13 protein-coding genes are annotated in these 18630 nt (G+C 64.6%); 4 read left to right on the forward strand and 9 right to left on the reverse strand.

Annotated elements, in window-relative coordinates; genetic code table 11:
- The first annotated feature begins 14 nt into the window (after positions 1-14).
- Positions 15-746: a MarR family winged helix-turn-helix transcriptional regulator gene (locus tag PEP31012_RS09505; RefSeq protein ID WP_150589103.1), complete on the forward strand. Its 732-nt coding sequence runs from the start codon at positions 15-17 to the stop codon at positions 744-746.
- A gap of 34 nt (positions 747-780) precedes the next feature.
- Positions 781-2028: a collagen-like triple helix repeat-containing protein gene (locus tag PEP31012_RS09510; protein WP_150589104.1), complete on the forward strand. Its 1248-nt coding sequence runs from the start codon at positions 781-783 to the stop codon at positions 2026-2028.
- Between the two features lie 489 nt (positions 2029-2517).
- Here PEP31012_RS09510 and PEP31012_RS09520 read toward each other — a convergent pair whose 3' ends face one another.
- From PEP31012_RS09520 to PEP31012_RS09550, 7 genes are all read right to left on the reverse strand, one after another.
- Positions 2518-3000, reverse strand: coding sequence for a DUF2147 domain-containing protein (locus tag PEP31012_RS09520; protein WP_150589106.1), 483 nt, complete (start codon positions 2998-3000; stop codon positions 2518-2520).
- Positions 3001-3188: 188 nt separating this feature from the next.
- The gene (locus PEP31012_RS09525; RefSeq protein ID WP_246171215.1) at positions 3189-3590 is read right to left on the reverse strand and encodes a DUF2147 domain-containing protein; all 402 of its coding nucleotides are present in this window, start codon (positions 3588-3590) and stop codon (positions 3189-3191) included.
- Between the two features lie 110 nt (positions 3591-3700).
- A complete protein-coding gene (locus tag PEP31012_RS09530) occupies positions 3701-4363 on the reverse strand; it encodes a DUF2939 domain-containing protein (RefSeq protein WP_150589108.1) in 663 nt (220 codons plus the stop codon).
- A 606-nt stretch (positions 4364-4969) separates the two neighbouring features.
- Positions 4970-6067, reverse strand: a complete 1098-nt coding sequence (zapE, locus tag PEP31012_RS09535) for a cell division protein ZapE (RefSeq protein ID WP_150589109.1) — start codon at positions 6065-6067, stop codon at positions 4970-4972.
- A gap of 93 nt (positions 6068-6160) precedes the next feature.
- Positions 6161-7588, reverse strand: a complete 1428-nt coding sequence (gene lpdA, locus PEP31012_RS09540; RefSeq protein ID WP_150589110.1) for a dihydrolipoyl dehydrogenase — start codon at positions 7586-7588, stop codon at positions 6161-6163.
- A gap of 97 nt (positions 7589-7685) precedes the next feature.
- Positions 7686-8945, reverse strand: a complete 1260-nt coding sequence (gene odhB / locus PEP31012_RS09545) for a 2-oxoglutarate dehydrogenase complex dihydrolipoyllysine-residue succinyltransferase (RefSeq protein ID WP_150589111.1) — start codon at positions 8943-8945, stop codon at positions 7686-7688.
- An 89-nt stretch (positions 8946-9034) separates the two neighbouring features.
- Positions 9035-11896 (reverse strand): 2-oxoglutarate dehydrogenase E1 component, encoded by a 2862-nt coding sequence (locus PEP31012_RS09550; protein ID WP_150589112.1) that lies wholly within the window; start codon positions 11894-11896, stop codon positions 9035-9037.
- A gap of 404 nt (positions 11897-12300) precedes the next feature.
- Here PEP31012_RS09550 and PEP31012_RS09555 point away from each other — a divergent pair, with 404 nt between their 5' ends.
- Both PEP31012_RS09555 and PEP31012_RS09560 read left to right on the forward strand, forming a co-directional pair.
- Positions 12301-14148, forward strand: a complete 1848-nt coding sequence (locus tag PEP31012_RS09555; RefSeq protein WP_150589113.1) for an assimilatory sulfite reductase (NADPH) flavoprotein subunit — start codon at positions 12301-12303, stop codon at positions 14146-14148.
- A 91-nt stretch (positions 14149-14239) separates the two neighbouring features.
- Entirely contained in the window at positions 14240-15964 is a 1725-nt protein-coding gene (locus PEP31012_RS09560; protein ID WP_150589114.1) for an NADPH-dependent assimilatory sulfite reductase hemoprotein subunit, read from the forward strand.
- A 205-nt stretch (positions 15965-16169) separates the two neighbouring features.
- On the opposite strand, the gene PEP31012_RS09565 is transcribed toward PEP31012_RS09560, so the two are convergent.
- The gene (locus tag PEP31012_RS09565; RefSeq protein WP_150589115.1) at positions 16170-16577 is read right to left on the reverse strand and encodes a hypothetical protein; all 408 of its coding nucleotides are present in this window, start codon (positions 16575-16577) and stop codon (positions 16170-16172) included.
- A gap of 213 nt (positions 16578-16790) precedes the next feature.
- A complete protein-coding gene (locus PEP31012_RS24145) occupies positions 16791-18413 on the reverse strand; it encodes a methyl-accepting chemotaxis protein (protein WP_150589116.1) in 1623 nt (540 codons plus the stop codon).
- Between the last annotated feature and the right edge of the window lie 217 nt (positions 18414-18630).

Below are 18630 nucleotides of genomic sequence, written 5' to 3' on the forward strand. Positions count from 1 at the left end.
GATAAGGAGATGCCATGGCCCGCTTCATTCCCGACACCAGCGTTCTGATGCGCGGTCATGGCGATAGCGCCCCGCAACGTTCCGAGCCCATGGCAATGCGCGATACCGGCAACGGCTTCAGCGCCAGCCACCGCCACACGCCGCACGGCGCCGATTCGGGTGCCGCCTCCGGGGCGGCATCGACCGCCTCCCCGTTCAACGCATCGCACGGCACCATGAGCGACCGACATACGAACCGCAACGATCTCGTCGCCGGCATCGTCCGCTCGCTTGGGCGCCGGCTCGCCGTGTACACCGCGCTCTATCACGCAGCGCTCGCCGAACAGCTCGGCCTGAACGTCACCGATCTGAATGCCCTTGATCTGATTCTCGAACTCGAATCGATCACCGCCGGTCAGCTCGCGGAACTCATGGGGGTCAGCTCGGGCGGCATCACCACGGTCATCGACCGGCTCGAGCGCGCGGGCTTCGTCGAGCGCGAGAAGAATCCGCACGATCGGCGCATGGTCATGATCCACCCCATCGAAGCGCGTTGTGCGCAGATCGAACAATTCCTGTCGTCGGTCTCGCGCGAACTCACGGCGGTCAGCGCGGCGTACGACCACAGCGAACTGGCCGCGATCCACGATTTTCTGGTGCAAAGCATCCGCACCCTGAAGAGCGAAACCTTCCGTCTTCGCTTCGAGGCCGATCAGGACATCGCCGGTCTGGTCTCACACAGCCGAAGCACGTCGACCAAGGGTTGAGCGCGCCTCGACGGTCCCAACGAGGAGAAAAGTCATGTCGAAGATTCTGCGTCCCACGATGCTGGCCGTGCTGGTGGCCAGCATCGTCGGTGTCACGGGTTGTTCCAGCTCGGGCGGCGGCAGCGGCGCCACGGCGAATACGCCGACGAACCCATCGGACCCGACAAATCCCGTCACGCCGACGAACCCGACGAATCCGACGAATCCGGCCACGAGCAGTACCGGTGTCGTCAGTTCGGTCGGCTCTGTGGTCAGCGCGCTCGGCAATCAGGTCGCCGGCACGACGGTGCCAGGCGTGTCGACGCAAGCCACGCAAGGCTTCGGCGGCGCGCTCACGCAAACCGGCAATGCCATCACGGATCTGGGTACGGGCGTGGGCAACGGACTGGGACAACTCGGCACGTCCGGCACGAACCCGGTCGGCACCACGCTCGCGAACACGGGCGGTGTCGTGTCCGATCTCGGCAATGCCGGGGTATCGCTCGGTAGCGGCATTGCCGGCATCGGCAAGAGCGGTCCGCTGGCGAACACACCGGTCGACACGCTCACCGGTGTGCTGGGCACCGCCGTCGCGACGGTCGGTCAGGGCGGTGTGCAAGGCGGCGCCGCACTCACGCAGGCACTGACGAGCGCCCCGGTCGTTCAGGCAGCGACGCCCCTCTCGTCGGCCATCACACCGATCACGAATACCGTCGTGACAACCGCGCAAACGCTCGGCAGCACCACCGGTCTGGGCACGCCGGTGGCCGGTCTGCTGGGCACCCTGGGCGGCGCATTGAATTCGACCGGCGCGCAGGTCAAGTCTGCCGCACCGAACGCGGCCACCGCAAGCCTGGGCAATCCGCTGATGGCGCTGGGCAACACCGTCACGAGCGCGGGTGGCCTGCTCTCAGGCACTACCGGCACCACGCAACCCAATGCGCTCGGCAACGTGCTCGCCAGCGTGGGGAACACCACCGTGACGCCTACTACGTCCGGCGGTACCAATCCGCTCGGATCCCTCACCGGACTGCTCGGTGGGCTCACGAGTGCGACGGGCGCCTCCGGCAACAATCCGCTGGGGGCCGTGACGGGCTTGTTGGGCGGTGTGACGAGCGCCGCCAGTGGCAGTGGCAGCAGTGGCGCAGGCACGGCGCTGGCACCTGTCACGACGCTACTGAGCACCGTCACGTCACCGCTCACGACGCTCGCCAGTGTCGGGTCGGGGAGTGGCGGCAGCACGGGCGCCACCAGCGGCCTGCTCGCGCCGGTGACCGGACTACTCGGTGGATTAGGCAAATAACGCGACATCGCAAGACGTCGCAGGATCGCGAGAGGGGGACGTCGGCGGGGTGCTGACCCAACGGCGACGGCGAACCCGGACAGTGAAGCGACACTGGCCGGGCTTTGCCGTGTCTTGCGTCAGGCCATCGGAGCCCACGACGCACGCGCGGCAATGTGATCGCGGTGTTCTCGGTGTTCTCGGTGTTCTCGGTGTTCTCGGTGTTCTCGGTGTTCTCGGTGTTCTCGGTGTTCTCGGTGTTCGCGGTGTTCGCGGTGTTCGCGGTGTTTGCGATCATCCCGCGGATCGAAACGCGTGTGAGGACGCAACACGCCGCTGTCACGTTGTCATTTCATCGCCTTCGCGTAGCCAGTCTTGGCAGCAGCGCTGCCGTCACACTGTGCTCGCACGCCAACAAAAAAGACCCGGACGAATGCTCGTCCGAGTCTTCTTCTGCTGTGGGCGTCGTCCCGCTCGGGTCTACCTCGCAGGAGCGGTGGCAAAGCGAGCTTACTGGTCGCGGATCCAGGTCTGCGTGCGACCGAGCAGCGAAATGCCGAGGAAGCCGCGAACGTCGAGCTTCTTGCCGCCATCGATCACCGTGATCTTGCAGCTGTACTCCATGCCGTTTTCCGGATCGAGAATCTTGCCGCCGTCATACACGTCGCCATCCTTGCGGATGCCGCGAATGATCTGCATGCCCAGCATCTTCTGCCCCTTGCGTGCGTCCGTACAGGCCGTGCAGACGCGCTCCGGATCGTCGTTTTCGCCAAGCCCCTTGGTGACGACCCCGACATACTCTCCGTCCTTTTCCGTGATCGTGACGAGCGCCTTCGGCTTGCCGGTATTGTCGTCGATGGTCTTCCACACGCCGACCGGCGACATGTCGTTGGCCGCCACGGCCGCCTTGGCAACGCCACCCAGCAATGCCACCGCAATGAGCGCGTGCGCGCCCAGCCGTCGCCACGACGTCGCGTTCGAAATCTGCTTCATGATTGTCATCCTCCCGGATACGGAATTGATTGTCGTAGGACTCGCGACAACCACCAGCGCCGCAACGCCATTCGCGCGAGTCGCTTTGCAGATTACGCCAAAGGCGTGACGCCGTGCTGAGGAAGTCCTCTAGGCGAAATCCGCCCGCGCGCGGTGGCCGGCGTCGATCCGCCCGCCATGGGATGGCATTACGGTTCCCGTATCCAGGTCTGGGTGCGCCCGAGCCACGAGATGCCGAAATAGCCTCGCACTTCGAGCTTGCGGCCATCATCGACAACCTTCATCTGGCAGCCGTATTCGTGGCCGCTGTCCGGATCGAGAATCTTCCCACCGGTATATTCGTCGCGCTGCACGTCACGACGCAGGCCGCGAATGATCTGCAGCCCCTGGAGCTTCCTGTCTTTGCGCCAATCGGTGCACGCGGTGCAGCGACGCTCGAGTGCGTCGCGCCTGCCGAGGCTTTTCGTTAGTGATCCAACGTATTCGCCGTCCTGCTCGGCGACGGTGATGAGTGCCTTCGCATCGCCGGTATCGTCGACGATTCGCCATACGCCGACCGGCGTCGTCATGTCCCCGGCCGCCAGCGCCACGACGGCACTGGACGACAGGAGCGCGGCGGCGCACCAACGCCCCAAGGATGCGACGCTCGGCATTGCGCCGACGGCGATTTTCGTTCCCGGTATCCGCATGATGTCGACGATTACAACGGCGGCAAGGCAATCGCGGTCAGACGCCATTGCACGAGATTGCGCCGCGTCAGTGTGAACGTCACGACGCGCGTCGGACGGTCGCTGCGCGAGACATGCACGAGGAAGTGATTGAAGTCCTGAAACTCGGTCCGAGTGATCGTGCGCGATGGCGTATCGCCCGCGGAAGACGACGCGCCGCCCGAGCCGGCATCGGGGGCATTCGGCGCCGCAGGGACCACCGGCGCATACGGGTCGGCCGACGCCGGCGGGGCGGCCTGCGCTTGTGGCGCCTGAGGTACCGCGTCGCGCGGCGCAGGCGCACCGGGCACGGGCGGCAATCCGGTACTGTCGCCCCGCAGCATGGCCGCCACGGCTTCCGGCGTCAGCAGCGCCTCGACCACGCGATCCGACACCCAGCCGCCCAGCGCAAGGGCAAGCGCCCCGAAGGCGTTGCCGCGCTGCTTGTCCATCTGGCGCGAAAGTTCGTCGTGGAAACTCGATTTCAGGCTCTCGCGCACGGCCGGATAATCGACGTACGAGGAGAGCGCGTTGGCATCGCGCGCATCGGCCGCGTCGCGCGCCCGCCACAACGTGTAGTACGGCGAGCCGAAGAGCAGACCCAGCACGACAACCAGGGACCCGAGGGATATCGCGATCGTTGACAGCTTACGCATTGCAGAACTCCGTCGATCAAACTGCGCATGGTAGGCGACGTCTCGCCGCCCTCGCCTGCCGGCTTACATTGCTTTACAAATCTTTACAGCAAGCGGCCCCGCGCCCTTTTACTCTGGAAGCGTAGCCCCAATTGCGTGTCACGTCCCGGCGCCCGTCCATCCGACAGGCCGCGCACGTGCAAGGTACGCGGCAGTTCAACCGACAAGGAGGTGGCAAGATGCGTCATGCCCGACTTGTCCGGATGACGTGTTGCATTATGCTGGCCGTCGCCGCCCTGAGCGCAACGGCCCAACCGCCGTCGAACCGCCCGTTTTTCCAACGGTGGTTCGTCCAAGGTGCAGAGCGCCAGGACGGACATGGCGACAACCGCGGCGGCGCACGGGCCGGAGCGTCACGGCCGCCACCGCAGGACGTGCGGCCGCAGGGCGACTTGCGCGGCGACATCTACAACCATCTGCGCGAACAGCGGCAACCGCCCCCGCCCCCGCCCTCGCCCGCTGACAATCCGCGTCAGCGCGACCGCGGCGCCCGCTCACGCTGAATCTCGCACTCAGTCCTACGCGGAAGCCATTGACGCGTCGAGACTCAGGCGCCGCGCACCACGCTCACGTGAGCGACGTATCCACCACGCGCCGGGGCGCTTCGAGATACTCCAGAGACTGCATCTCCACGAGACGCGAGACCGTGCGCGTAAATTCGTTGGCGAGCGTGCCCTCCTGATACAGCTCCTCGGGCGCCACTTCCGCCGAGATCAGTAGCTTGACCTTGTGGTCGTAGAAGACGTCGACGAGCCACGTGAAGCGGCGTGCTTCCGAGGCCATGCGCGGCGTCATCTTCGGCACATCCGACAGCACAACGGTGTGGAAGCGATTGGCCAGTTCGAGATAGTCGTTCTGCGAGCGCGGGCCACCGCACAACATATGGAAGTCGAACCACACCACGCCGCCGGCGCGGCGCAGCGCCTTGAGCTCACGCTGCTCGATGTGCAGCAGCGGGCTTTCATCCGGCACCCCGGCGATCTCGGCAAACGCCGCGCGCAGCGCTCGATTCGCCTCGTTGCCGAGGGGATAGTGATAAACCTGCACCTGCGCCAGCGTGCGGCGGCGATAGTCGACGCCGGCATCGACGTTGAGCACGTCGAGCTTCTCTTCGAGCAGCCGGATCGCGGGCAGCACGCGGTCGCGGTGCAAGCCGTCCGGGTAGAGCGTGTCGGGACGGTAGTTCGACGTCATTACGAACTGCACGCCGTTCTTGAACAGCTCGGCAAGCAGGCGGTGCAGGATCATGGCGTCGGCCACGTCGGACACGTGGAATTCGTCGAAGCAGATCAAGCGATACCGTTTGGCGATGCGCTTGGCCAGTTCGTCGAGCGGGTCGGGCTGTCCCTTGAGCGCCTGCAACTGATGATGCACCTCGCGCATGAACTCGTGGAAGTGCAGGCGCGTTTTGCGCTGCAGCGGCACCACCGAGTAGAAGCTGTCCATCAGGAAGCTCTTGCCGCGGCCGACCCCGCCCCAGAGGTACACGCCCTTGGGCAGATCGGGATGCACGAGCCACTTCTTGAAGGTGTTCGAACGCTTGGCCTTGTATGCCGCCCATTCGTCGTAGCACTGTTGCAGACGCTCGACGGCGCGCTCCTGCGCCTCATCGGGCTCGTAGCCGCGAGCGGCCAGTTCCTGTTGATAGTATTCGCGAACGTTCATGCGGTGCGGCGACCGGCCGGGGGGCAGAGGAAATCGGGAAAAAACAAAGGCGAGTTGCCTCGCCTTTGATCGTACTCGTCAGCCTGAAGCGACTTACTTGTTCAGCGCGCGCTTCTCGACATCGAGGGCGGCTTCACGCATCACTTCCGACAGCGACGGGTGCGGATGGCAGATACGGCCGATGTCTTCCGACGCCGCCTTGAACTCCATCGCCACCACGGCTTCGGCGATCAGGTCCGAGGCGTTCAGACCGATCACGTGCACGCCGAGGATTTCGTCGGTCTTGGCATCGGCCAGCACCTTCACGAAACCGTCCGACGAGCCCATGCCCAGCGCACGGCCGTTGGCCGCGAACGGGAACTGACCCGGCTTGAACTCACGGCCTTCGGCCTTCAACTGCTGCTCGGTCTTGCCGACCCAGGCGATTTCCGGCGAGGTGTAGATCACCCACGGAATGCAGTTGTAGTCGATGTGCGGCTTCTGGCCCGCGATGACTTCCGCCACCAGCACGCCTTCGTCTTCGGCCTTGTGCGCGAGCATCGGGCCGCGCACCACGTCGCCAATCGCGTACACGTTCGGCAGCTTGGTGCGGCAGTGGTCGTCCACCGGGATGAAGCCGCGCTCGTCGGTCGCCAGACCGATGTTGCCCAGGCCCAGCTCATCAGTGTTCGGCACGCGACCGACCGACACGATAAGACGGTCGACTTCGAGCGTCTTGGCGTTGCCGTCCTTGTCCGTGTAGCTGATCGTGACGTTGTCCTTGCCGGTCTTGACTTCGCCGACCTTCACGCCGACGTTGATGTCCAGACCCTGCTTCTTGAACTGCTTGGCGGCTTCCTTGGCCACGCCGGCATCGGCGGCGGCCAGGAATTCCGGCATCGCTTCGAGCACGGTGACTTCAGCACCCAGACGGCGCCACACCGAACCCAGCTCCAGCCCAATCACGCCGGCGCCGATCACGCCGAGCTTCTTCGGCACGGTGTCGAACGAGAGCGCACCCTCGTTGTCCGAGATGAGCTTGTTGTCGACCGGCATACCCGGAAGATGGCGAGCCTTCGAACCCGTGGCGATGATGATGTTCCTGGCCGTGACCGATTCGGCCTCGGCACCCTTCACATCGATCTGATAGCCGCCGTCGTTCTTGGCCACGATCGTGCCGTGACCCTTGAGCCACGTGATCTTGTTCTTCTTGAACAGGTATTCGATACCGCCGGTCATCTTGTCGACGATACCTTGCTTGCGCGCGAGCATCTTCGCGATGTCGATCTTGACATCCGACGTGGTGATCCCGTGGTCGGCCAGATGATGACCGATCTTCTCGAACTCTTCCGACGAGGCGAGCAGCGCCTTCGACGGAATGCAACCGACGTTCAGGCAGGTCCCGCCGAGCACCATCTTGCCGGTCGGGTTGGTCCACTTCTCGACGCAGGCAACCGAGAAACCGAGTTGGGCGGCGCGGATGGCGGCAATATAACCACCGGGGCCGGCGCCGATAACGACTACATCAAATTCTTTTGCCATTTTGTTTGTGACTCACTGAAGGTAGACGGCAGGGGGAGGCGCGGCGCGCCGGCCATGCGAGGATGGCCGGGCGACACCGCGCAGTGCGCGCTAACGCTTACAGGTCGAGCAGCAGGCGGGCCGGATCTTCCAGCGCTTCCTTCATGGCGACGAGGCTCAGCACGGCTTCGCGACCGTCGATGATACGGTGGTCGTAGCTCATGGCCAGGTAGTTCATCGGGCGAATGACGATCTCGCCGTTCTCCACCACCGCGCGGTCCTTCGTGGCGTGCACGCCCAGAATGGCCGACTGCGGCGGGTTGATGATCGGAGTCGACAGCATCGAACCGAACACACCGCCGTTCGAGATCGAGAACGTACCGCCGGTCATTTCTTCGATCGACAGCTTGCCGTCGGCGGCCTTCTTGCCGTATTCGGCAATCTTCTTCTCGATGTCGGCCAGGCTCATCTGGTCGGCATTGCGCAGAATCGGCACCACCAGACCACGCGGCGAACCGACCGCGATACCGATGTCGAAGTAGCCGTGATAGACGATGTCGTTACCGTCGATCGAGGCGTTCACGGCCGGGTACTTCTTGAGCGCGTGGACGGCGGCCTTGACGAAGAACGACATGAAGCCCAGCTTCACGCCGTGCTCCTTCTCGAACTTGTCCTTGTACTTGTTGCGCAGATCCATCACCGGCTTCATGTTGACCTCGTTGAACGTGGTCAGAATGGCGTTGGTCTGTTGCGATTGCAGCAGGCGCTCGGCAATACGGGCGCGCAGGCGCGACATCGGCACGCGCTGTTCCGGACGGCCTTCGAGCGACGTGTCGCGGCCGACCGAAGCGGCCACCGACGGCAGCGCGGCACGTTGGGCCGGTGCCGGAATCGACGAGGCGGCGGCGGCGGGCTTGGCGCCGGCGGCCAGGGCGTCGCCCTTGGTCACGCGACCGTCGCGGCCCGAGCCGGCCACGTCCGCGGCCGACAGGTTCTTCTCGGCCAGCACCTTGGCGGCGGCCGGGCTGGCGATGCCACCCGATGCCCCACCGGCGGCAGGCGCAGCGGCCGATGCGGCAGCCGGTGCAGCGGCTTCCGCCGGCTTGGCGGCGACCGGCGCGGCAGCGCCTGCCTTGGCTTCCGTGTCGATCTTGGCGATGATTTGTTCGGACGTCACGGTATCGCCGGCGGCGGCGGTCACTTCGACGATCACACCCGCGGCGGGCGCCGGCACTTCCAGCACGACCTTGTCGGTTTCGACTTCGATCACGGTTTCATCTTGGGCGATGGCTTCGCCGACTTTCTTCTTCCAGTCGAGCAGCGTGCCTTCGGAAACCGACTCGGAGAACTGGGGGACTTTGACTTCAACAATGGCCATTTCTGGATCCTGGATTCGATAAACGTTCAATTCGGAAATACGGCAGCGGCCGTCCCTGGGGGAGGACGACCGCTGTAAGACCTAACCGGTTACTGCACCACGGTCGCGCCCTTGAGGCGACCGAAAGCCGTATCGAGCAGCTGCTTGAGCTGTTCGTAATGCTTGGCGTAGTAGCCCACGGCAGGCGAGGCCGAAGCCGCGCGACCCGCGTAAGCCAATTTCTGACCGGCGCTCATGCTTTCGATCAGGTGGTGTTCGATGTAGAACCACGGACCCTGGTTTTGCGGCTCGTCCTGGGCCCACACCACTTCGGTGAGGTTTTCGTATTTCTTCAGCTCGTTCTCGAACGCCTTGTGCGGGAACGGGTAGAGCTGTTCCACACGGACGATCGCGACGTCGGTCGACTTGTCTTCGCGACGGCGAGCGATCAGGTCGTAGTACAGGCGGCCCGAGCAGGCGACCACGCGCTTGACCTTCTTGGCGTCGATCGACGCATCGGTTTCGCCGATGACCGTCTGGAAGCCGCCCTTGGCGAGTTCCGACAGGTCGCTCACGGCTTCCTTGTGGCGCAGCAGCGACTTCGGCGTGAACACGATCAGCGGCTTGCGCAACTGGCGGATCATCTGACGACGCAGCAGGTGGAAGATCTGTGCCGGCGTGGTCGGCTGAACCACTTGCATGTTCGTGTCGGCACACAGTTGCAGGTAGCGTTCGATGCGCGCCGACGAGTGCTCCGGACCCTGGCCTTCGTAACCGTGCGGCAGCAGCATCGTCAGGCCCGAAACGCGGCCCCACTTCACTTCACCGCTCGAGATGAACTGGTCGATCACGACCTGCGCACCGTTGGCGAAGTCGCCGAACTGGCCTTCCCACAGCACCATCGTGTTCGGCTCGGCAGTCGAGTAACCGTATTCGAAGCCCAGCACGGCTTCTTCGGACAGCACCGAGTCGATCACCGTGAAGTTGGCCTGGCCGTCGGCCACGTGTTGCAGCGGCACGTAGGTGCCATCGTTCCAGCGCTCGCGGTTCTGGTCGTGCAACACCGAGTGGCGGTGCGTGAACGTGCCGCGGCCCGAATCCTGACCGGTCAGGCGCACTGCAAAGCCCGACGAGACCAGCGAGGCGAAGGCCAGATGCTCGCCCATGCCCCAGTCGAGCGGCTGCTCGCCCGCACCCATCTTGCGACGGTCGTTGATGACCTTCTCGACGAGCGGGTGCACCTTGAAGTTCGCCGGGATCGTGGTGATGCGCTCGGCCAGACGCTTGAGTTCGTTCAGCGGCACGGCCGTATCGCCGGCATCGGTCCACTTCTTGTTCAGGAACGGCACCCAGTCGACCGCGTACTTGCTCTTGTAATTCGAGAGCACCGGGTCAACGGTGTGGTGACCGTCGTCCATCGCCTTGCGATAGGCGGCAACGAAGCCATTGCCTTCTTCTGCCGTGATCACGCCTTGCGTGACCAGCTTTTCGACGTACAACGCGCGCGTGCCCGGGTGTTGGGCAATCTTCTTGTACATCAGCGGCTGCGTGACCGCCGGGGTGTCTTGCTCGTTGTGGCCCAGCTTGCGGTAGCAAACGATGTCCACGACGGCGTCTTTCTTGAATTCCTGACGGAAGTCCAGGGCCAGTTGCATGGCCAGCACGACCGCTTCCGGATCGTCGCCGTTGACGTGCAGCACCGGCGCTTCGATCATCTTGACCACGTCCGAGCAGTACGTCGTAGAACGCGCGTCACGCGGGTCCGACGTGGTGAAGCCGATCTGGTTGTTGATGACGATGTGCACCGTGCCATGCGTGCCGTAACCGCGCGTCTGGGCGAGGTTCAGCGTTTCCATCACGACGCCCTGACCCGCGAACGCCGCGTCCCCGTGCACTTGCACCGGCAGCACGCTGGCCGCGTCGGCGTCGCCGCGACGGTCCATACGGGCCTTGGCCGAGCCTTCGACCACCGGATTCACGATTTCCAGGTGCGACGGGTTGAACGCCAGCGACAGGTGAACCGGACCCCCGCTCGTCGAGACGTCGCTCGAGAAGCCCTTGTGATACTTCACGTCACCGGCCGGCAGGTCGTCGACGTGCTTGCCTTCGAATTCGGCGAACAGGTCCGACGGCATCTTGCCGAGGGTGTTGACCAGCACGTTCAGGCGGCCCCGGTGGGCCATGCCGATCACGATTTCCTGCACGCCCTTGGCACCGGCGTGGTGAACGAGTTCGTCCATCGCCACGATGAACGATTCGCCGCCTTCGAGCGAGAAGCGCTTCTGGCCGACGAACTTGGTGTGCAGGTAACGCTCCAGGCCTTCGGCTGCGGTCAGGCGTTCGAGGATGTGCTTTTTCTTCTCGGCGCTGAAGTTGGGCGTGGCACGCACCTTCTCCAGACGCTCTTGCCACCAGCGCTTTTGCACCGGGTCGCTGATGTACATGTACTCGGCGCCGATCGAGCCGCAGTACGTGTCGCGCAGCGACTTGAGCAGGTCGCGCAGGCTGGCCTGCTCGAAACCGAAGTACGTGTTCTCGGCCGAGTACACGCTGTCCATGTCGGCTTCGGTCAGGTCGTAGAACGCGGGTTCCAGTTCCGGAATGGCCGGACGTTCCTGACGCTTGAGCGGGTCCAGATTGGCCCAGCGCGCACCCAGGAAGCGGTAGGCGGCGACGAGCGACTGCACGTGCACCTGCTTGCGGGCAACAGCCAGGTCGGACGCGCCGGCACGCGACACGAAGGCATTGGCCTTGGCGCGCTGGGCGAACGACTCCACGATCGGGGCGTGAGCCACGTCGTTGGCGTTGGAACCATCCACTGCGGGAACGTTTTGCAGCGCGTCGAAATACTGGCGCCAATTGTCCGGCACGGAAGCCGGATTATCTAGATACGATTCGTACAGTTCTTCGACGTAGGGGGCATTGCCGCCAAAGAGGTACGAGTTCGTTTGGAATTGTTCCATCAAACTCATTTTGCGCTCACCTTTTCTACGAGTGTCTCGAGAAATAGCGGGTTACGAAACCTTCCGCGACACGGCCTGACCGATTAGCGGATTGCGTGAATCAAGTGGTGCTTGGAAGGACCTGATCAATCACGGCGAGGAGCATAGCACGTTTTCCCAGCACCCACCGCCCCGGAAAGCCGTCACACGGGGACTTCCGGCGTACCCGCCGCATGCGTCGCAGGCTCACGCGGCACCGCCCCGCTTGCGCCTTGTGTCTATATGGAAATTCGATATATAAAAATTAAATTTTATTATTTTAATTTCTAAGGACCAGCCGATATCGTGTTGTGTATCCCCTTGCCGGTCCGTCTGGGGGTGGCTCGACGGGAACACCCCGCCAGGGCTGGCGTCCAGGTCCGGCCCCTGGAGCCATGAACGACATGCAAGAGACGACACCGCTTTCCGCCCAGCAAGCCCAGATGCTCAGCCAACTGGTCGACGGCCTTTCCGGCGAGCAGCTCGCCTGGGTGCGAGGTTTTCTCGCCGGCATCAACCACTCGGTGCGACAAGCCGGTGCGCCGACGGGCGTTGCAGCCAGCGCCGCGCCAGCCGCCCCGCTGTTGACAATCCTTTATGGCTCCCAGACCGGGCACGCGCAGGAAGTGGCCGAGCACGCCAAGGCGCGTGCCGTCGCCGCGGGCTTCAAGGTCGACCTGTTCGCCATGGGGGATTACAAGGCCTCGCGTCTGAAGAACGACAAGCTGTTGCTGGTTGCCGTGTCCACGCAAGGCGAAGGCGAACCGCCTGACGACGCGCGCGACTTTTACGATTTCCTGCACGGCGCGAAAGCCCCCCAGCTCGACGGCACCCGCTTCGCGGTGCTCGGCCTGGGCGATTCGAGCTATGAAAAGTTCTGCCAGGCCGGCAAAGACTTCGATGCACGGCTGGCCGCGCTGGGCGCGCAACGGCTCGTGCCTCGCATGGACAGCGACGTCGACTACGACGCGCCGGCCGAGCGCTGGATCGAAGACACCCTCCAGGCACTGGCGAGTGTGGCGGCGCCGGCGGCTCCCGGCAAAACGGCTGGCGTGCCCGAAGGTTTCAGCCTCGCCGCACTCGCGAGCGGCATCGCACCGGCATCGGCATCGGCATCGAGCCCATACAGCCGCAAGCAGCCGTTCGACGCCACCGTGATCGAGAACGTCACGCTCTCGGGACGTGGCTCGTCCAAGGAAGTCCATCACATCGAACTCTCGCTCGAAGGCTCTGGCCTCACGTACGAGCCGGGCGACGCGCTGGGCGTCGTCGCGCAGAACGACGCGGCGCTCGTCGACACGCTCATCGACACACTGGCCCTCGACCCGCAGGCCACCACGACCACGCAGGACAGCACGCTGTCGCTGCGCGATGCCTTTCTACGCGCCTACGACATCACGACGCTCTCGCGCGCTTTCCTGGAAAAGTACGCCGCGCTGGCCGAGTCCAGCGAACTGAAGGCACTGCTTGGCGCCGGCAACGAAACGGCGTTGCGCGAGTATCTGAATGGCCGCGACGTGATCGACGTCGTGCGCCAGTTCCCCGCCCGCAAGGTCAAGGCGGCCGAGTTCGTCGGCACGCTGCGCACGCTTCAGCCGCGCCTGTACTCGATCGCCTCGAGTCTGGCCGCCAATCCGGGTGCCGTGCACATCACCGTCGGCGCCGTCCGCTACGACAGCCACGGCCGTGCGCGTCGCGGGGTGGCATCGACCTACCTCGCCGACATCGCCCGCGAAGGCCAGACGGTGCCGGTCTATATCGAAGCGAACCGGAACTTCAAGTTGCCGCGGGACAGCCACGCACCGGTCATCATGATCGGCCCGGGCACCGGCATCGCCCCGTTCCGGGCCTTTGTCGAGGAGCGCCAGGCCCTCGACGCGCCGGGCAAGAACTGGCTGTTCTTCGGCGACAGAAACTTCCGCACGGACTTCCTTTATCAGCGAGAATGGCAACGCTATGTGAAGGACGGTGCGCTCACGAAGATCGACCTCGCGTTCTCGCGCGACACTGAAGACAAGATCTACGTGCAGCACCGCATGCGCGAACAAGGCAAGGAACTGTACGCGTGGTTGCAGGAAGGTGCCCACCTGTACGTGTGCGGCGATGCCGACCAGATGGCGCGCGACGTGAACGCCGCGCTCGTCGACATCGTGACGGAACACGGGGGGCTGACGCCGGACGCCGCCGCCGAGTATGTGAAGACGTTGCAACGCGAAAAGCGCTACCAGCGCGACGTGTACTGATCGCGGATCCCGCGCATCCGACACGCGTTCGCCCGCCCCCCCCCGACAAGACCCGCGCGGCACCCCCGCGCTGACCGATAGAGCCGCTCACATGACGCAACCCACGCAAGCCGGCGACGCCTCGACGGCGCCGCGCTCCGAAGTCGAGAAGATCAAAGACGCCAGCCATTACCTGCGTGGCACCATCGCCGAAGGTCTGGCCGACCCGCTCACGGGCGCGATCTTCGAGAAGGACGCCCAACTGCTCAAGTTCCACGGCTCCTACATGCAGGACGACCGCGACCTGCGCGCCGAGCGGCAGAAGCAGAAGCTCGAACCGGCCTATCAGTTCATGATCCGGCTGCGCATGCCGGGCGGCGTGTGCACGCCCGCGCAATGGCTCAAGCTCGACGATCTCGCCCAGAAGTACGGCGGCAACACGATTCGCCTGACCACGCGTCAGACGGTGCAGTATCACAACGTGCTCAAGCACCAGTTGCGACCGCTCATCAAGGGCATCGACGAGGTCGCGATGACGAGTATTGCCGCGTGCGGCGACGTCAATCGCAACACGCTCGTCTCGAACAATCCGCACCAGTCGCCCGCCCACGCCGAGGCGCTCGACTGGTGCCTGAAGATCGATCAGCACCTGTTGCCGCAGACCACGGCGTATCGCGAGATCTGGCTGGGCGACAAGCGTCTGGGCGCGGGCAAGGAGGATCACGAGCCGATCTACGGCAAGCACTATCTGCCGCGCAAGTTCAAGATCGCCATCGCGATTCCGCCGAACAACGACGTCGATCTCTACGCCAACGACCTGGGTTTCATCGCCATCGTGGGCGACGACGGCAAGCTCGAAGGCTTCAACGTGACGGTCGGCGGTGGCATGGGCATGACGCACGGCGACGCCGCGACGTACCCGCGCACGGCGAGCGTCATCGGCTATACGCCGGCCGATCGCATCGTCGACGTCGCCGAGAAGGTGCTGCTCGTGCAGCGCGACTTCGGTGACCGTGGCAACCGCAAGCATGCGCGCCTGAAGTACACCATCGACGACCGTGGTGTGGCCTGGTTCAAGGAAACCCTCAACCGGTATCTCGGCTGGGATCTGGCGCCTGAGCGCGCGTTCGCGTTCACAACCAACGGCGATCAGTACGGCTGGCTCAAGGGCGCGGACGATCTCTGGCATCTCACGCTCTTCATCCAGAACGGGCGCGTGAAGGATTGGGACGACTACCGTCTGATGACCGGGCTGCGCGAGATCGCGAAGGTGCATCAGGGCGACTACCGCATCACCGGCAACCAGAACCTGATCATCGGGCGCGTGAGCGATGCCGACAAGCCGCAGATCGATGCCCTGGTAAAGGCATACGGCCTGCTCGACGGCAAACATCAAAGTGCGTTGCGCATCAACGCCATGGCCTGCGTCGGCTTCCCGACGTGCGGTCTGGCACTGGCCGAGAGCGAGCGCGCCCTGCCCGGCCTGGTCACGCGACTTGAGAAAGTGCTCGACGACGCGGGGCTTGCGGGCGAGCCGATCACTGTGCGCGCCACCGGCTGCCCGAACGGCTGCGCTCGTCCTTACATCGCCGAGATCGGTCTGGTCGGCAAGTCGGCCGGCAAGTACAACCTGTACCTCGGCGCGGGCTTCCACGGCCAGCGCCTGAACAAGCTGTACAAGGAATCGCTCAACGAAGACCAGATCGTGGCCGAACTCACGCCGCTCTTCGCGCAGTACGCCAGGTTGCGCGATGCTGGCGAGAAATTCGGTGATTTCCTCGTGCGCCAGGGCGTGGTCAAGGCCGTCATCGAAGCCCGCGAGGACTTCCACGGCTGAGCAGCATCATCGCCCGGAGCATCGTCGGAGCATCGTCGGAGCATCGTCGGAGCATCGTCGGAGCATCGTCGGAGCATCGTCGGAGCATCGTCGGCACGGCGCAGGCGCCTTGCCGACACTTGGCAGGCATCAATGAAAACGCCACGGTCTCCCGTGGCGTTTTGTTGTCGGCGCGGCTGAGCCACCATCGTACCGCGGCCGACCCTCAGTCGCTGCTGCCCGAGTACGGCACCATGCAGCGCTTGACCGTCTGTTCATAGTCGCGCGGCAGGTGGCTGCCGGGAATTTCGAAATACTGCAAACGCGCACCGAAGCCGCCCTGCATCACATCGACATACGGGTTGTAGATGGCTTTGCCATCAGCGCCCTGACCACGATAGACACGCACGCGGTCCGCCCCCTCACGCGCGTACGACGTCGATTCGACGTTCGGCGCCAGCGCGCTCCAGCCATGATAGATGCAGTTGAGCACCATGAAGCGATCGGCCCCGGTCCCCAGGTCGAGCAGTCGCCCCGCTGCCGGATCGGGCCGGCTCATCTGGTTGATCGGGCCACACCCGGCCACTCCGCCAGCCAGCACGGCCACCGCCGCCATCAGCACCACTCGCTTCATACTTCGCCACCCTCAACTGAGCAAAAGATGGGCAATGTTACCCGGTTCGGCGCACTGCCGCCATGAACACGCCCATGCCACGCCCCTTTCACGCCTCCGCTTTCACGCCTCTTTCACGCTCCTTTCGCGCCCCTTTCACGCTGCCGTCACGCCCCTGCCACACCCTCGCCACGCCCCAGCCACGTCGCCGGACGGTGGACGGCTACGCGTTGCTCAAGCGGCCAGGGAAAGCGGCGATGTCTCCACGGCGTGCAAGGCCGGACGTCTTGCCGCGCCGCTTGCCTGACTCTCGTCGCCCAACCGGAAGCGCGCCATCTCCTCGCGAAGCGCATGCGTCTGATCCTCCAGCGACGCGGCGGCGGCCGCGGCTTGCTCCACGAGCGCCGCATTCTGCTGCGTGACGGCATCCATCTGCGTGACAGCCCGATTTACCTGCTCGATGCCACCGCTCTGCTCGTCCGACGCCGCCGAGATCTCCCCCATGATGTCGGTCACGCGCTGCACCGCTTGCAGGATGTCGTTCATCGTGCGCCCGGCTTCCGCCACCAGCGTCGAGCCATCGGCCACCTTCTGCGCCGAGGTCTCGATGAGCGCCTTGATTTCGCGCGCGGCCGTGGCACTGCGCTGCGCCAGCGTGCGCACTTCGCCTGCCACCACGGCGAATCCGCGGCCCTGCTCGCCAGCACGAGCCGCTTCCACGGCGGCGTTCAGGGCGAGGATATTGGTCTGGAAGGCGATTCCGTCGATCACACCGATGATGTCCACCACCTGCGACGAACTCGTCGAGATACCCTGCATCGTGTCGACGACGCGCGCGACGACCTGACCGCCACGCGACGCGATATCCGAGGCATTGACGGCCAGTTGGCTCGCCTGACGCGCGTTGTCGGCGTTTTGCTTGACCGTGGCGGTCAGTTGCTCCATCGACGACGCCGTCTCCTCGAGCGACGCGGCCTGCTCTTCGGTGCGCGCCGACAGGTCGGTGTTGCCCGCCGAAATTTCGGCTGTGGCCGTCGCCATCGCATCGCAACTGCGGCGCACACCGCGAATCGTGTCCGCGAGTCGCGACTGCATCGCTTCGAGCCCGCGCATGAGCGTCGACATTTCGTCCTTGCCACGCGCGTGCACCGGGTTGTCGAGCTGGCCCGCCGAAATGTGCTCGAAGTGCGTCAGCGCTTCACCGAGCGGGCGCATGATCGCGCCGCGCAGCGAGAAGTAGCAGGCGATCGCCATGAGCACGCCGAGCGCCGTAGCGCCGATGCTCAGCCAGCGGAATGCCACCAGTTCGGTCATCGACGCCTCGTACGTGTCGTGCCCGAGCTTCAGTTTGTACGCGGCCAGCGCGTCGCTGGCGGCCGTGAGCTCGGCGTAGCGCTTGGGCAGCACGTGCATGGTGATCTCGTCCATGGCCGTGCGATCTCGCGCATCGATGGCGGCGAGCATTGGATTCATGCCCTGCTGGAAGAAGACCTCGCGCCGGGCAGCGACCTCATCGGCCATCCGCTGTTCCTCGGCACCGCGCGGCAACGCCTGATAGGCCGCCCACGCCGCGTTCGCATCCTTGATCATGCCGCGTGCACGTTTGGCAATCTTGTCCCCATCGGGCGATTCCGGATGCAGCACCACGCGATCGAGAATGGCGCGGGTGCGCGCGAGGGTGGCGTTGTCCTTGCCGAGCGCCACCGTGGCGGCGAGGTGATTGGCGTATGTCTCCCGAAGGGCCGCGCCGGTACGTGTCATGCCCGCAATGCCGAGCGCCCCCAACAGAATCAATAATGCCGCCAATAGCGCCATCGTGATGCCGAGGCGTGCCTTGATGGAAAAGCTACGCAACATACTGTTGTCTCCGTCTTACGTAATGGGTTCTGATCCCTGTATGGCCTCTGTCGGGCCAGTATTATTTGTGTCATCGGCGTGGCGCACACCAGACTTGAGCGTCCTTCGGGTATACCTGCCCATGACGTGTCCGAGATGGACGTGTTGCGCGCCTTCGCGCCAGGATATCGACCGCGCCCGGCCCTTTGCCCATCGAGCGAGCGGTGGGCAAAGGGCG

Origin of the sequence: Pandoraea eparura, from assembly GCF_902459725.1 — a bacterium.
In the GTDB taxonomy this organism is placed as follows: Bacteria; Pseudomonadota; Gammaproteobacteria; order Burkholderiales; family Burkholderiaceae; genus Pandoraea; species Pandoraea eparura.